The following is a 13,476-nucleotide window of genomic DNA, read 5'->3' as shown; positions in this document are numbered from 1 at the left end:
ACCCTACGCGGGCGGCTCGGGGGCCGTGATGTTGCGGTAGGCGATCTCCGCCAGCCGGGCCTGGCCGTCGCGGCTCGGATGGAACCAGTCCCACTGGCTGAGCTGCGTCCCGGTGAAACGGAAGTCGAACACCGCCCCGCCGTCGTACCGGCAGTAGCGGTCCTTCGCGCACACGTCCCGCAGCACCCCGTTGTACGCCACCACCCGCTCCCGCACCGCGTCCCGCCGGGCCACGGCCGCCGGGCCCAGATCGTCCGCGTCGGCCAGCATCGACTGACAGATGCCGAGCTGCCAGATCTTCTTGCCCAGCTCGTTCACCCGCCCCGTCGACCAGAGCCGCTTCAGGTCCGGCACGCTGGAGACGTACACCTGCGCCTTCGGGGCCCCGGCCCGCAACTGCCGCATCGACGCCTCGAACGACGCCCGGAAGTCCGCGACCGGCGTCATCAGCCGCACCGAGTCCCGGCACGCGTCGTTCGCGCCCGTCATCACCGTCACCAGCTCCGGCCGCTCCTTCGCCGCCAGCGCCATCTGCTCGGGCAACTGCACCATCCGCGACCCCGACACCGCGTGGTTCCAGCTGCGGTCCGCGGCTTTGGACGGGCCGAGCAGCCGGACCGCGAGACTGCGCACCGCGTCGTCCGAACCGGTCGCCCACGACACCTCGGGACAGTCGGCCAGCACCGAACACGCGTCGAAGCCCCGGGTGATCGAGTCCCCGACCGCCGCGACCGACCCGGGCCGGGGGTTCCAGGCCGGGGCGGGGGAGGGGGACGGCGAGGCCCCGCGCGTGGCCGCCGGCGCGTTCCGCGACACGCCGCCCTCCGCCCCGTCGGAGCCGCACCCGGCCAACGCGACGACGCCGACGCAGGAGAGCGCCGTCAGCGCGGCGGCGGTGGTACGCATTCGTGGGCGTGTCGCACGCTCCGGCATCACTCGGATCCCCTCCGGTCAACCCTGGCCTATGCCTCTGGACATGCCCCCGGCAAGCACACGATCCCCAGGTCGGGGCTCTGCGCGCCCTGCCGGGTGAAAGCCGGCGAATCAGGGGCCCGAGACCGACGGTACGTCACACGGACGGCCCCGGCGCACGGTAGCTTTTCCCCGTCGGACCAGTGGCGTCCCGCCCGCCCGCGCACACACGGGCGGCTCCGGTACATTACGTCACGTCACATACTGTCCCTTTTCAGGAGATTAACTCCCGATGCTGTTTACTGATGACAACCTCGGGAACCGGCCGGAAAGAGACGGTACGGGCGCGAGGCCGCTGGGGAAGGCGTACCTCGTCCCACACGGGAGGTTCCGGTGACGACACGTGGAGTCCTGTACGTTCACTCCGCACCACGCGCGCTCTGCCCACATGTCGAGTGGGCAGTGGCGGGCGTCCTCGGTGTGCGGGTCCAGCTGGACTGGATCAGACAGCCGGCCGCGCCCGGCACCTGGCGGTCCGAATTCTCCTGGAAGGGCCGCGCCGGCACCGCCTCGCAGCTCGCCTCCGCCCTGCGCGGCTGGGACCTGCTGCGCTTCGAGGTGACCGCCGAGCCGTGCCCCACCGCCGAGGGCGAGCGCTACAGCTCCACCCCCGGCCTCGGCATCTTCCACGCCGTCACCGGCATGCACGGCGACATCCTGATCCCCGAGGACCGGCTGCGGGCCGCGCTGGCCCGGTCGGTGCGCGGCGAGAGCGACCTGGAGACCGAGATCGCCGCCCTGCTCGGCAAGCCCTGGGACGACGAGCTGGAGTCCTTCCGGCACGCGGGCGAGGGCGCCCCGGTCCGCTGGCTCCACCAGGTGGTGTAACTCAAAGCCCCACCGGCGCCCTTCGCGATCAAGCCCCTCCGGCGCCCTTCGCTGAGCGGTGATCGAGGGGCAAAATCAAGCCCCTCCGGCGATTGAGGAGCGGGGCCCGGGGCAGAGCCCCGAAAGAACGATGAAGCCCGCCTCCCGGACCCCGGGAAGCGGGCTTCACACGTACAGGGGTGGCGTCACACGGACCGGAACGCCAGCACCACGTTGTGCCCACCGAATCCGAACGAGTTGTTGATCGCCGCGATCGGCCCCTCGGGCAGCACCCGCGGCTCACCGCGCACGATGTCCGCGTCGATCGCCTCGTCGAGCTCGTCGATGTTGATGGTCGGCGGAGCGATGCGGTGGTGCAGCGCCAGAACCGTCGCCACGGTCTCGATGCCGCCCGCGCCACCCAGCAGGTGACCCGTCATCGACTTCGTCGCGGAGATCGCCACATGGTCAAGGTCATCGCCCAGCACCTTGCGCAGCGCCTTGATCTCCGCGAGGTCGCCCTGCGGCGTCGACGTGGCGTGCGCGTTGAGGTGGACCACCTCGGACGGCTTGAGGTCGCTGGAGTCCAGCAGGTTCTGCATCGCGGCGGCGATGCCCCGCCCGGTGGGCTCGGGCTGCGCGATGTGGTGGGCGTCGGCCGACAGGCCCTGGCCCAGCACCTCGCAGTAGACCCGCGCGCCCCGCTTGGCGGCGTGCTCGGCGGACTCCAGGACGACGACGCCCGCACCCTCGCCGAGGACGAAGCCGTCCCGGCCGGTGTCGTACGGGCGCGAGGCCGTCTCGGGCTCGTCGTTGTTCTTGGACATCGCCATCATGTTGGCGAACGCGGCGATCGGCAGCGGGTGGATCGCCGCCTCGGTGCCACCGGCGACGACCACGTCGGCACGGCCGGTACGGATCATCTCGACGGCGTACCCGATGGCCTCCGCGCCCGAGGCGCAGGCGGAGACGGGGGTGTGGACACCGGCCTGGGCGTTGACCTCCAGGCCGACGTTGGCCGCCGGGCCGTTGGGCATGAGCATGGGAACGGTGTGCGGGGAGACGCGGCGTACGCCCTTCTCCTTCAGCACGTCGTACTGGTCGAGCAGGGTGGTCACGCCGCCGATGCCGGAGGCGATGACCGAGCCCAGGCGCTCGGGGGCGATGCTCTCGTCCTCGCCCGCCTTGGCGGTGAAACCAGCGTCCGCCCAGGCCTCGCGGGCCGCGATCAGCGCGAACTGCGCCGAGCGGTCCAGCTTGCGGGCCAGCGGGCGGGGAAGGACGTCGCCCGGGTCGACGGCCGCGAGGGCGGCGATCCGGACGGGCAGTTCGGCGAAGCGCTCGCCTTCGAGAGGCTTGACGCCGGACCGGCCGGCCATCAGACCTTCCCAGGTCGATGCGGAGTCGCCACCCAGCGGAGTGGTTGCGCCGATACCGGTGACGACCACGGTGCGATTGGTCGAGTTCACTGGAAAATCTTCTCCACGTGTAGAGGGTCGTGAATCAGCGGCGCCACCGCCGGGTGGCGACACAGCCGGGCTGGGGTCAGCCCTGGTGCTTCAGGATGTAGTTGGCGGCGTCGCCGACCGTCTTGAGGTCCTTGACGTCCTCGTCGGGGATCTTGACGTCGAAGCGCTCCTCGGCGGCGACGACGACCTCGACCATGGACAGCGAGTCGACGTCCAGGTCGTCGGTGAAGGACTTGTCCAGCTGGACGTCCTCGACCGGGATACCGGCGATCTCGTTGACGATCTCGGCGAGACCGGTGACGATCTCTTCCTGCGTGGCGGCCATCTTGGCGCTCCTTCGGTGGGTTTTCTTCAGGGTTCGTGCGTACGGACCAGAAGGTCCGGTGTGCCTAGGGGAGGGTAACGACCGTCGCGGCGTAGACGAGACCCGCCCCGAAGCCGATGACGAGCGCGGTGTCGCCGCTCTTCGCCTGACCGGTCGCCAGGAGCCGCTCCATCGCGAGCGGGATCGAGGCGGCGGACGTGTTGCCGGTGGACTCGATGTCACGGGCGACCGTGACGTGCTCCGGCAGTTTCAGGGTCTTCACCATCGAGTCGATGATCCGCATGTTGGCCTGGTGCGGAATGAAGACGTCCAGGTCCTCAGGGGCGATCCCGGCCGCGTCCAGCGCCTGCTGGGCGACCTTCGCCATCTCGAAGACGGCCCAGCGGAAGACCGCCTGGCCCTCCTGCGTGATGGCCGGGAACTTGATCTCGCCCTTCGAGTCGAGCGGCAGCTTGGAGACGTCACCGATGTGCAGGTCGTTCCAGGCCACCGTCTGCTTGATGGTGTCGGACTTGTCGCCCTCGGAGCCCCACACGGTCGGGCCGATGGCCGGTTCCTGGGAGGGGCCGACGACGACCGCGCCCGCGCCGTCACCGAACAGGAAGGCCGTCGCCCGGTCCTCCAGGTCGGTCAGGTCGCTGAGCCGCTCCACGCCGATCACGAGGACGTACTCCGCGGAGCCCTCGACGACCATGCCCTTGGCGAGCGTGAGGCCGTAACCGAAGCCGGCGCAGCCGGCCGAGATGTCGAAGGCGGCGGGCTTGCCCGCGCCGATCTTGTGGGCGATCTCGGTGGCCACGGCAGGGGTCTGCTTGAAGTGCGAGACGGTCGAGACGACGACCGCGCCGATCTGCTCCGGATCGATGCCCGCGTCCGCGATGGCCTTGCCGGACGCCTCGATCGACATCGCGGCCACGGTCTCCTCGTCGGAGGCCCAGTGGCGGGTGACGATGCCGGAGCGGGAGCGGATCCACTCGTCGGACGAGTCGATCGTCTCGAGGATCACCTCGTTCGGCACGACCCTGGTCGGACGGTAGCCGCCGACCCCGAGGATCCGTGCGTACGGGGCGCCCTTACTGGGCTTGATCTTCGACATGCTCGCTCCTTAGGCGCCTGCGTGCTCGGAAATGAGCGCGCGGGCCGTGTCGAGGTCGTCGGGGGTCTTGAGCGCGAGCGTCTTCACACCGGGCAGCGCGCGCTTGGCGAGCCCGGTCAACGTGCCCCCGGGGCTCAGCTCGACGAGTGCGGTGACGCCCAGCGACTGGAAGGTCTCCATGCACAGGTCCCAGCGGACCGGGTTGGCGACCTGCCCGACCAGCCGGGCGATGATCTCGGTGCCGGTGGCCACGGTGTGGCCGTCGGCGTTGGAAACGTAACGCACGGTCGGGTCGGAGACCGTGAGGTCGCCGACCGCCGCGCGCAGCTTCTCCACGGCCGGGGCCATGTGGTGCGTGTGGAACGCGCCGGCCACCTTCAGCACGACGACCCGGCGCACGCCCTCGGGCTTGTCGGCCTCCAGGGCCGCGATCTGGGCGGCGGTGCCCGCGGCGACGACCTGGCCGCCGCCGTTGACGTTGGCCGGGGTCAGACCGAGCTTCTCCAGGTGCGGGACCGTCACGTCGGGGTCGCCGCCGAGGAGGGCCGCCATGCCGGTCTCGGTGACCGCGGCGGCTTCGGCCATGCTGAGCCCCCGGGTGCGGACGAAGCGCAGCGCGGCCTCGTCGTCGATGACGCCCGCGAGCACGGCGGCGGTGATCTCACCGACGCTGTGGCCCGCGACGACGGACGGCGAGGCGTCCAGGGCGGCTGCCGAGAGCAGTCCGGCGGCGACCAGGAGCGGCTGGGCCACGGCGGTGTCGCGGATCTCGTCCGCGTCGGCGCGCGTGCCGTAGTGGGCAAGGTCGAGCCCGATGGCGTCGGACCAGGCAGCGATGCGGTCGGCGGCACCGGGGAGGTCGAGCCAGGGAGTCAGGAAGCCGGGCGTCTGAGCGCCTTGGCCGGGAGCGACGAGTACGAGCACCCTCACACTCTCTCTTGTGGACGGCTCCGCACGCCCGTGGGGACAGGGACGAAGAACCGTCGGGGGAATTGTTGAAGTCCAACAAAAGTCTAGGACTGAGGATCCGCTGCGGCCAAGCGCCCCAGGATGAGGGCGATCCGCAGTGTGAACGCGGAGCGCACATCGGAAGGGGACCATCCGGTGACGTCGGTCACACGTCGTAGCCGGTAGCGCACGGTGTTGGGGTGCACGAAGAGCATCCGGGCGGCGCCTTCGAGACTGCTCGCCTGTTCCAGATAGACGCTGAGCGTTTCCAGCAGCGCCGAACCGGCCTCTTCCAGCGGTCTGTAGATCTCCTCCACCAACTGGTCCCGCGCGGCCGGGTCTCCGGCCATCGCCCGCTCCGGAAGGAGATCGTCCGCCAGGACCGGCCGGGGCGCGTCCTGCCATGCCAGGCACGCCTTCAGCCCGGCAGCCGCCGCCTGCGCGGACCGGGTCGCCGCCAGCAGGTCCGGCACCACGGGACCCGCGACGACCGGCCCGGCGGCGTACGGCCCGATCAGGCCCTTCGCGACCTGGAGCGGGTTGTCGCTGCCGCCCGCGATGACGACGAGGCGGTTGCCCAGGACGCCGGTGAGGACCTGGAGCTTGGCGTGCCGGGCGGCGCGCCGGATCGCCTCCACGGTCAGCTCGCTGTCCCCGTCGGGCGCGGTGCCGAGGATCACGCACACGTGCTCGGGCGAGTTCCAGCCGAGCGCGGAGGCCCGGGACACGGCCCCCTCGTCGGCCTCGCCGGAGAGCACCGCGTTCACCACGAGGGATTCCAGCCGGGCGTCCCAGGCGCCCCGGGCCTCGGCGGCCTGGGCGTAGACCTGGGCGGTGGCGAACGCGATCTCGCGCGCGTAGACGAGGAGCGCCTCCCGCAGCAGCGACTCGTCGCCCGGGGCGGCCACCTCCTCGATCGCGGCCTCCATGACCTCGATCGTGGTGCGCACCATCTCCACGGTCTGCCGCAGGGTGATGGCCCGGGTCAGTTCGCGCGGCGCGGTGCCGAACACGTCGGTCGAGATGGCCTGCGGGGTCTCGGGATGCCGGAACCACTCGGTGAACGCGGCGATGCCGGCCTGGGCGACCAGGCCGATCCAGGACCGGTTCTCCGGAGGCATCGCCCGGTACCACGGCAGCGATTCGTCCATGCGGGCAATCGCGTTCGCGGCCAGCCGGCCGGAGGACCGCTCCAGCCGTTTCAGGGTCGCGGCGTGCAGGTGGGCGTCGTGGGCGGGGGGCAGCTCAGGATCGGGTCGGGGCACGAGGACAAGACTGCCTTATCGGGCCGGAAGATCGGTGGGCCGGGGCGACGGTGCCCCGTACCGGCGGGTAGACGAACACCTGACGCAACCGCTCCGCTCCGGCGGCCGTACGGCGGGCGCGGCCGTTCGGCTCCGGCGGCCGTACGGCGGGTGTGACGGTTCCGCCCCTGCGGCCGTACGCAGGGCGCAACCGCTCCGCTCCGGCGGCCGTACGCCGGGCGCGACCGGTCCCGTTCCCGAGGCCGCATGCCGCCGCGCCACCGTCCCGCTCCCGCGGCCCTGCGGCGGGCACCCCCGGGCTACCGTGGCCGGGTGATTTCCGTGCACCGGTCCGATGACCGTTACCGGGGCGGGGACGAGGCCGCCGGGATCGTCACCCGGCACGCCCTTTCCTTCGGTCCCCACTACGACCCCGACAACCTCCGCTTCGGCCCGATCCTGGCCTGCAACGAGGAGCGCCTCGCCCCGGGCGCGGGCTTCGAGGAGCACCCGCACAGCCATACGGAGATCGTCACGTGGGTCGTGGAGGGCGAGCTGACCCACCGCGACTCGGCCGGCCACTCCACCGTCGTCCGCGCCGGGGACGTGGCCCACCTGAGCGCCGCCTCCGGGGTCCGCCACGTCGAACGCAACGACGACATCGGCCCGTTGACCTTCCTCCAGATGTGGCTGGCCCCCCTGGAGCCGGGCGGCGAACCTTCGTACACGGTGGTCCCCGGCATCGCCGACTCCACCCCGTACGCCCTGCCCGGCGCGGGCGCGATGCTCCATGTCCGCCGCCTGGCCATGGGCGAGCGCACGGCGGTGCCCGACGCGGCGCGCGCCTACGTCCACGTGGTGCGCGGGCGGGTCGCCCTGGACGACGAGGAGCTGGGCCCCGGCGACGCCGCCCGGATCACCGGAGCGGAGGGCCTGGAGGCGGTCGCGGTGACGGGGCCGGCGGAGCTGCTGGTGTGGGAGCTGGCGGGGTGAGGCACTCACGGAGGCGCGCTCGCGAAGGAGAGTGACGGCCTGGTCAGCGATCCTGCCGGACGCCTCCACCTGGACAGTGGTCGTATCCGGCCCGCCTCCCGCCTCGGATACCGTGTTCCTCTACGGGGTGCCATAACGGATGTGACGCCCCCTACCGGAGGTAGTCAGCGTATGAGTTCAAAGCGCAGCAAGAATCCAGCCCTGCCCGTACTTGACGACGCCTACCGACTCGCGTCGGTCAAGGAGGCCGAAGAGTCCACCCGTGACGCGGCCGCGCGGCTGGCCGCCACCGAGCTGCGCCGCGTTTCCCACCCGGGCCGGGTCACCTGGGGGCCCACCGATGAGGCCGAGCCCGTACCGGTTCCGCCGACGGTGGTCGACGGTGACGGGGACCTGTGGCTGCGGGACCGGGGCACCGGCACCTGGACCATGCCCGAGTTCGACCCGAAGGAGTTCCCGGCCCGCTGTGGCGAGGTTCTGACGTGGAACGAGCTTGCCTGCGAGTTCGGCCCGCTGACCGGACTGGCCGACGACCGCCGCATGGGCGGCGGCCGGCGCTGACCGCGCAGCCTTCCGGGACGACCGCGCCCCTGAAGCGCCCGCTACGGCGGGGGTGGGAGCTCCAGCTCACCGCCCGGCTCGACGATGGCGGCGAGCAGGTGAGCGTGGTGGTGGCGTGCGACCGCCACGAGCAGCATGGTGCGGGCCTCCAGCCACGATCTCAGTCGAGTGGGCAGATTCTTGCAGACCCGGCTGTGAGCGGCGGATCCGTGCGACGCCCTTGTCCAGGTCCACGCCGAGCGGCGGGCCCTCTGCCGGCCGGACGTTCTTGCGGATCCGCTCCTGCTCCATCGCCCGCTTCACCGCTTGTGCTGCCGGAGAGTACTCCTCCGCCAGCGCCGCGGTACGTCCCTTCGTCGTGCGGTAGTAGATCCATCCCCGGCGCTCTGCCCACAGCAAGGCGCGGTCCGCCAGGATCAGGCAGATGCCGGCAGCGACGCCGACCGTCACCACAAGCAGAGCGCTTCTCATACCGCTGGAACGCAGCAGCCCGCTGCTGCGTTCCACGCTCCAGCCGCAGGTCACACCAACCGCGGACGGCAGAAATATCGGGAACGACAACGGCCTGGCCGGTTCACGACAGGATCCGGTTATGGAGAACGAGCTGATGATCGCGTTGATCGGGGCGGGCAGCGCCCTCACTGGCGCTCTGATCGGCGGTGCAGCTGCTGTGGTCGGAGCGTCGAAGGCGGCCCGCAGCGCTTATCTGGGATCGCTCGACGTCACCCGCCGTACGGCGCAACGGGAGGTGTATTCCGAGCTCCTGAAAGCCGCACATGCCTACGAGGCGGAGACCAGGGCAGTGCTGGAAGGCGCGGGCTTCCTTCTCCATGACCTGTTCAACGAGCTCGAAGGCCTCCCGGTCCGGCACAGCAGCTCCGAACGGGCTGACCTACGACGGGCGGTCTCGACCGCGGCCGAGCCTCAGCCGGTGGCGGCCGCGGCTCGTCAGGTGGAGCTGGAGGGGCCATCGAGCGTCGCAGCGGCCGCCCGGGCCGTTCAGGCCGCAGCCGAGCAGCTGGGCGCCACGCTCAACGGTATCGAGGACGGTTCCGAGGGTCCCGACGGGAGCCTGCACCCCTCCACGCCGGCGGATCTCCCCCGGGAACACTTCGAGTTCCTCAAGTCAGCTATCAGCGCGTTCGCCGACATCGCGCGCAAGCATCTCAACCACCGCTAGCTGAGCCAGGGCGTGTTTCGAAAGGAGCGCCGTCCGCCGGGAGGGCGGGCTCGGCGGCATCTGGTGCGTGCGATCGCAAGGCGGAGGGCGCGCGCCCCGCCGGCCCCGTGGTGTGTCACAGGGAGCGGCGGGCCCGCCAGAGGTCGCGGAGCAGCGCGATCTCGGCCATGTGGTGGATGAGCTCCAGGTTGGCGTTGGCCAGCACGCCGATGTACGGGTCGTCGGGGTCGGAGCCGTACGGATACCGCGAGAGGCCGACCGTGTCGAGCTGCTCGTCGGTGAGCGCGGCGATGCTGGCGCGGTGACGGTCGATGGTCTCCCAGAAGCGGTCCAGCGCCAGGGAGGCGGACGGCGTGAAGTCGACCAGGAGATGCGGGTCCCGCCGCCGTTCGCCGAAGGTCCACTCCCAGCGCCCCGCGAAGTCGGAGTGCAGGTGCCCCAGCCGCCACGCGATGGTGGTGATCGGCACGACGTCGGGCTCCGGCTCACCGGTGAACGCGAGGACCTCCTCGACCCGTTCGGCGCTCACGCTCCAGTCCTCGGCGATCTTCGCCACGGACATCCCGCCCGCCGCCTGCCGCGCGACCTCCGCGTACTCGCTCGCCGGGATCTGCGGCGCCCCCTTGTCGATGACCCACGCGCCGGGCCCGTACGCCCGCGGAGTCACCGCGTCCTCCCGGCGCCGGATCGACCAGCTGCCGGGGGCCGGCTCCCACAGGTACTCCTCGTCCCCGAGGCCCTTCAGCCGGACCTGGGCCATCTCCCGCGCCTGGTCGAACTGCTCGATCAGGATGCTCAGCCGGTCGGTCCGTCGATCGTGGTCGTTCATGCGTGGCTCCCTCGTCGGCGCGCCACGCGATCCACGGCGCACGGAGGGAAGTTAACGGCTCACCTCGCGGGGCGCGACCGAATTCCGGGGCGGGTCCGGGGCCCGCCGGGAACAGGAGGTCAGGCCTCGGCGCGCTTCTCCCGCTCGTCCGCGATCCGGTCCAGCGCACGCATCGCCTGGGAGTGCCCGCTCATCCGCCGGCTCACCTGGCCGGTCGTGAACAGCGCGGTCCCCACGAGCGATACGGGAAGGGACAGCCCCAGGACGAGCAGCGCCTCGGGCCAGTCGCGTTCGTCCTCGCAGTAGTCGCCCTTCCACAGCCCCTCGTTGGCCGTACCGCTCTCCGTGAACAGGCGCGCCGCGCACTCGTCGGTGAAGCCGCTGCGCGTTTCGACCTCATAGTCGGTCAGCAGCAGAATCGCGCACCAGCCCCACAACAGTGCGGACAGGAGCAGCAGACCGGCACCCCAGTTGCGTATACGGGTGGACTGCTGCCGGAATTCGACGTCGTATTCTTGTGATCGCATGGCGGACGAATCTAGCAGCGCACGCTGGGGCCGTTCCGCCTCACGCCAACGCCCGGGTGAGCCACACCACTTCGCCGTTCTCCTCCATGGAGACGTGGTCCCGTTCGAACGCGAGCTTCTCCAGGACGCGGAGCGACGCGGTGTTCCACGTGGCGACGGTCGACCAGAGCCTTTTCCGCCCGGTCGCGACGGCGGCTTCGAGTACCGCGCCGGCCGCCTCGGTGGCATAGCCGTGTCCGTGGGCCCGCTGGAACAGTTCGTACGCGATCTCGGGCTCCTCCAGGGTGGTGCGGCCGATGATCAGACCGCAGTAGCCGATGAAGTCGCCCTCCTCGCGGCGCTGGATGGGCAGCAGGGCGATCCCCGTGGTCTCCGTCGCGGCCAGCAGCTCCGCTATGGACGTGCGGATGCGCTCGACCGGGGGCTTCCCCTTGCCGCGTTCGGCGAGCAGCTCGCTGAACTCGGCGGCGTCCGACCCGGCCCACGGCCGCAGGATCAGCCGCTCGGTCTCCAGGTGGTAGGGCATGGTCGCGTAGGCAGGCATGGGCCCACTCTGCCACTGCAACTCCGTCCCATCGCTCACCCGGGGGCCGGTCCGTCCTTCCGCGCGCGGACGGCCAGGACGGCGACCAGCAGGGTCGGTACGAGCAGGAGCGAGAAGGTGATGGCGTAGCCCCCGAGCCGGCTGGTTCCGGCAGCCAGCCCGGCGTTGAGGACGGCGGTGGCGAACGCCAGGACGACGACCTGCCCGAGGTTCATGTTGGTCTGCATGGCACTGGTGGTGTGGCCCAGCCGGTCCGGTGCGCTGTGCGAGAGCGAGAGCACCGTGACGCACGGATCGAGCATCCCCATCCCGACAGCCGCCAGCGGCATGGCCACCATCGCGAGCAGCGGGGAGACGCCGGAGAAGCTGCCCACGACGGCGAAGACGACGGACGCCGCCATGATCAGGGCGCCGACGGTGACGAGCCGGTGCCGGGCGACGTCCTGGAGGAGTTTCCCCTGCGCCCAGGACGCGACTGCCCACAGAACGGCCGAGGCGGTGAACGCCACGCCGACCGTCACCGCCGCCACCCGCCGCTCGGTGATCAGCATCAACGGCACCAGCGCCTCGACGGTGAAGTACGTACCGGAGGTCAGCCCGCGCAGCAGAACGGTGGTGGGGAGGCCCCGGGCACTGCGCCACGTGCCCTGCGGCAGCAGACGGGGCGCGAAGACCACCAGGAGTACGACGCCGGCGACGACGAACAGCAGATGACGTGCGTCCCACCCGGAGACGCCGTACTGGCCGAGCGCCGCGCCCAGGCTGAGCATCCCGGCGACCACCAGCGGCGGCCGGGAGGCGCGTTCCTCGACGGGCGGGGCCTGGGTCTCATCGCCTGCGGGGGCCTTGCGGAGCACCGCCACCAGGGCGATCGCGGGCAGCGCCGTCAGCACGGCCAGGCCGTAGAAGACCGTCCGCCAGGACCACACCTCGGCGACCACTCCGGCGACCGGCGGCCCGACCAGGGACGGGATGATCCAGCTCGCGCTCATCATCGCGAGCATCCTGGGCCGCAGGTACTCCGGATACGACTGGCCGATGGCGGTCGTCACCGACACCGCCACCATCCCGGCCGCCAGACCGTCGACGAAGCGGCCGATCACCAACTGCCAGATCGAGCCGCTGGACGCCGACACCAGCAGCGTCACCACGGAGAGGATCATGCCCAGGGCCAGCGGACGCCGGGCGCCGGCGCGGTCCGCCCAGTGACCGCCCAGCACACCGCCGAGCAGACTGGCCGCCACAAAGCTGCCCGCCACCAGGGGGAACAGCGACACCCCGTCCAAGTCCTCGGCGGCGGTCGGCAGCGTCGGCACCACGGCCAGCGCGGCGAAGCCGGTCAGGAACATCACCGTGGCGAAGGTCAGCGTGGCCGCCGCGTACGGCCGGGAGAAGATGCCCGGCAGGGTGTCGCCCGAGTCGCTCGGTGAGGGTCGGAGGGCCTGTTCCGCAGTCATGGGTGTCCCGTTGACGTGGCTCGACACCCCGAGGCTTGGTCTGGACCACCCGGAGCCAGCGAGAAGCTATGTCAGGGGCCGGCCACCGGGCAATCCCTTTTTGGCGTCGTCGCTGGCGGCGGCTCACGACGTGAGGCAGGCAGCGGGCGGCTGTCCGGATCAGCGCCACTGCGGCGGGATGTTCGCCAACTGTTTCAGCAGATCCCAGTCGGACGGCCGCCGCTTCGGATCATGCCAAGGGGCTCCGGTGCCGACCCAGTAGCCACGCAGTTCACGGACCTGCGTCACGGTGTCGTCCCCGATGCCGGACTCGTTGTAGCAGCACGGGCAGATGACGTACCGAGGGAAGCCGTACGCGTCGAACACGGGCTCGCCGTCGTCATGCCCGCAGATCCGGCAGGCAGTCTCGGTCCTGTCGTCCTCGTCCCGCGCGTTCATCTCGGTTCCCTGGTTCCCGTCCATTGATCACCGCCCCCTGCAACAACGTATCGGCGCGACGCCGAGCAGGGCGGTACGGGGGCCAG

Annotated in this window: 15 protein-coding genes; 4 read left to right on the top strand and 11 right to left on the bottom strand. The window is 71.2% G+C overall.

Translation table 11 applies throughout. The features are described 5' to 3' along the window. Positions 1-3 precede the first annotated feature (3 nt). Complete coding sequence (locus tag AB0F29_RS27315) at positions 4-906, bottom strand: SGNH/GDSL hydrolase family protein (protein WP_361877038.1); 903 nt, start codon at positions 904-906, stop codon at positions 4-6. A 399-nt stretch (positions 907-1,305) separates the two neighbouring features. On the opposite strand from AB0F29_RS27315, the gene AB0F29_RS27310 reads away from it, so the two are divergent. Beyond that, positions 1,306-1,800, top strand: a complete 495-nt coding sequence (locus AB0F29_RS27310; RefSeq protein WP_361877036.1) for a DUF3145 domain-containing protein — start codon at positions 1,306-1,308, stop codon at positions 1,798-1,800. A 185-nt stretch (positions 1,801-1,985) separates the two neighbouring features. Here AB0F29_RS27310 and fabF read toward each other — a convergent pair whose 3' ends face one another. From fabF to AB0F29_RS27285, 5 genes are all read right to left on the bottom strand, one after another. Continuing rightward, positions 1,986-3,248, bottom strand: a complete 1,263-nt coding sequence (fabF, locus tag AB0F29_RS27305) for a beta-ketoacyl-ACP synthase II (protein WP_361877033.1) — start codon at positions 3,246-3,248, stop codon at positions 1,986-1,988. 76 nt (positions 3,249-3,324) lie between these two features. Further along, positions 3,325-3,573, bottom strand: coding sequence for an acyl carrier protein (locus AB0F29_RS27300; RefSeq protein WP_103531356.1), 249 nt, complete (start codon positions 3,571-3,573; stop codon positions 3,325-3,327). Between the two features lie 64 nt (positions 3,574-3,637). After that, the gene (locus tag AB0F29_RS27295; protein ID WP_361877029.1) at positions 3,638-4,669 is read right to left on the bottom strand and encodes a ketoacyl-ACP synthase III; all 1,032 of its coding nucleotides are present in this window, start codon (positions 4,667-4,669) and stop codon (positions 3,638-3,640) included. 9 nt (positions 4,670-4,678) lie between these two features. Next, the gene (locus tag AB0F29_RS27290) at positions 4,679-5,593 is read right to left on the bottom strand and encodes an ACP S-malonyltransferase (protein ID WP_361877026.1); all 915 of its coding nucleotides are present in this window, start codon (positions 5,591-5,593) and stop codon (positions 4,679-4,681) included. A gap of 89 nt (positions 5,594-5,682) precedes the next feature. Continuing rightward, a complete protein-coding gene (locus AB0F29_RS27285; RefSeq protein ID WP_361877023.1) occupies positions 5,683-6,882 on the bottom strand; it encodes a helix-turn-helix domain-containing protein in 1,200 nt (399 codons plus the stop codon). A gap of 312 nt (positions 6,883-7,194) precedes the next feature. Here AB0F29_RS27285 and AB0F29_RS27280 point away from each other — a divergent pair, with 312 nt between their 5' ends. The 3 genes from AB0F29_RS27280 to AB0F29_RS27270 all read left to right on the top strand — a co-directional run bounded on the left by AB0F29_RS27280 (position 7,195) and on the right by AB0F29_RS27270 (position 9,595). Then, entirely contained in the window at positions 7,195-7,854 is a 660-nt protein-coding gene (locus tag AB0F29_RS27280; RefSeq protein ID WP_361877020.1) for a pirin family protein, read from the top strand. Positions 7,855-8,025: 171 nt separating this feature from the next. Then, positions 8,026-8,415: a hypothetical protein gene (locus AB0F29_RS27275; protein WP_361877017.1), complete on the top strand. Its 390-nt coding sequence runs from the start codon at positions 8,026-8,028 to the stop codon at positions 8,413-8,415. A gap of 424 nt (positions 8,416-8,839) precedes the next feature. Beyond that, positions 8,840-9,595 (top strand): hypothetical protein, encoded by a 756-nt coding sequence (locus AB0F29_RS27270; RefSeq protein WP_361877014.1) that lies wholly within the window; start codon positions 8,840-8,842, stop codon positions 9,593-9,595. 115 nt (positions 9,596-9,710) lie between these two features. On the opposite strand, the gene AB0F29_RS27265 is transcribed toward AB0F29_RS27270, so the two are convergent. The 5 genes from AB0F29_RS27265 to AB0F29_RS27245 all read right to left on the bottom strand — a co-directional run bounded on the left by AB0F29_RS27265 (position 9,711) and on the right by AB0F29_RS27245 (position 13,414). Continuing rightward, positions 9,711-10,424: a DinB family protein gene (locus tag AB0F29_RS27265; RefSeq protein ID WP_361877011.1), complete on the bottom strand. Its 714-nt coding sequence runs from the start codon at positions 10,422-10,424 to the stop codon at positions 9,711-9,713. Between the two features lie 119 nt (positions 10,425-10,543). Then, positions 10,544-10,951: a hypothetical protein gene (locus tag AB0F29_RS27260; protein WP_361877008.1), complete on the bottom strand. Its 408-nt coding sequence runs from the start codon at positions 10,949-10,951 to the stop codon at positions 10,544-10,546. 40 nt (positions 10,952-10,991) lie between these two features. After that, positions 10,992-11,495: a GNAT family N-acetyltransferase gene (locus AB0F29_RS27255; protein ID WP_361877005.1), complete on the bottom strand. Its 504-nt coding sequence runs from the start codon at positions 11,493-11,495 to the stop codon at positions 10,992-10,994. Between the two features lie 35 nt (positions 11,496-11,530). Next, positions 11,531-12,952 (bottom strand): MFS transporter, encoded by a 1,422-nt coding sequence (locus AB0F29_RS27250; protein WP_361877002.1) that lies wholly within the window; start codon positions 12,950-12,952, stop codon positions 11,531-11,533. 159 nt (positions 12,953-13,111) lie between these two features. Next, on the bottom strand, positions 13,112-13,414 hold the full coding sequence (locus AB0F29_RS27245) for a hypothetical protein (RefSeq protein ID WP_361876999.1): 303 nt from the start codon (positions 13,412-13,414) through the stop codon (positions 13,112-13,114). Positions 13,415-13,476 lie beyond the last annotated feature (62 nt).

Origin of the sequence: Streptomyces sp. NPDC026589 (assembly GCF_040638385.1) — a bacterium.
Taxonomy (GTDB): domain Bacteria; phylum Actinomycetota; class Actinomycetes; order Streptomycetales; family Streptomycetaceae; genus Streptomyces.
The sequence above is the reverse complement of the archived record's forward strand: the minus strand, read 5'-3'. Positions and strand labels throughout refer to the sequence as shown.

Coding starts and splice junctions, on each gene's coding strand:
- AB0F29_RS27300 (WP_103531356.1), bottom strand. CDS start 3,573: ATGGCCGCCACGCAGGAAGAGATCGTCACCGGTCTCGCCGAGATCGTC.
- AB0F29_RS27315 (WP_361877038.1), bottom strand. CDS start 906: ATGCGTACCACCGCCGCCGCGCTGACGGCGCTCTCCTGCGTCGGCGTC.
- AB0F29_RS27255 (WP_361877005.1), bottom strand. CDS start 11,495: ATGCCTGCCTACGCGACCATGCCCTACCACCTGGAGACCGAGCGGCTG.
- AB0F29_RS27245 (WP_361876999.1), bottom strand. CDS start 13,414: ATGGACGGGAACCAGGGAACCGAGATGAACGCGCGGGACGAGGACGAC.
- AB0F29_RS27295 (WP_361877029.1), bottom strand. CDS start 4,669: ATGTCGAAGATCAAGCCCAGTAAGGGCGCCCCGTACGCACGGATCCTC.
- AB0F29_RS27260 (WP_361877008.1), bottom strand. CDS start 10,951: ATGCGATCACAAGAATACGACGTCGAATTCCGGCAGCAGTCCACCCGT.
- AB0F29_RS27250 (WP_361877002.1), bottom strand. CDS start 12,952: ATGACTGCGGAACAGGCCCTCCGACCCTCACCGAGCGACTCGGGCGAC.
- AB0F29_RS27265 (WP_361877011.1), bottom strand. CDS start 10,424: ATGAACGACCACGATCGACGGACCGACCGGCTGAGCATCCTGATCGAG.
- AB0F29_RS27275 (WP_361877017.1), top strand. CDS start 8,026: ATGAGTTCAAAGCGCAGCAAGAATCCAGCCCTGCCCGTACTTGACGAC.
- AB0F29_RS27270 (WP_361877014.1), top strand. CDS start 8,840: ATGCCGGCAGCGACGCCGACCGTCACCACAAGCAGAGCGCTTCTCATA.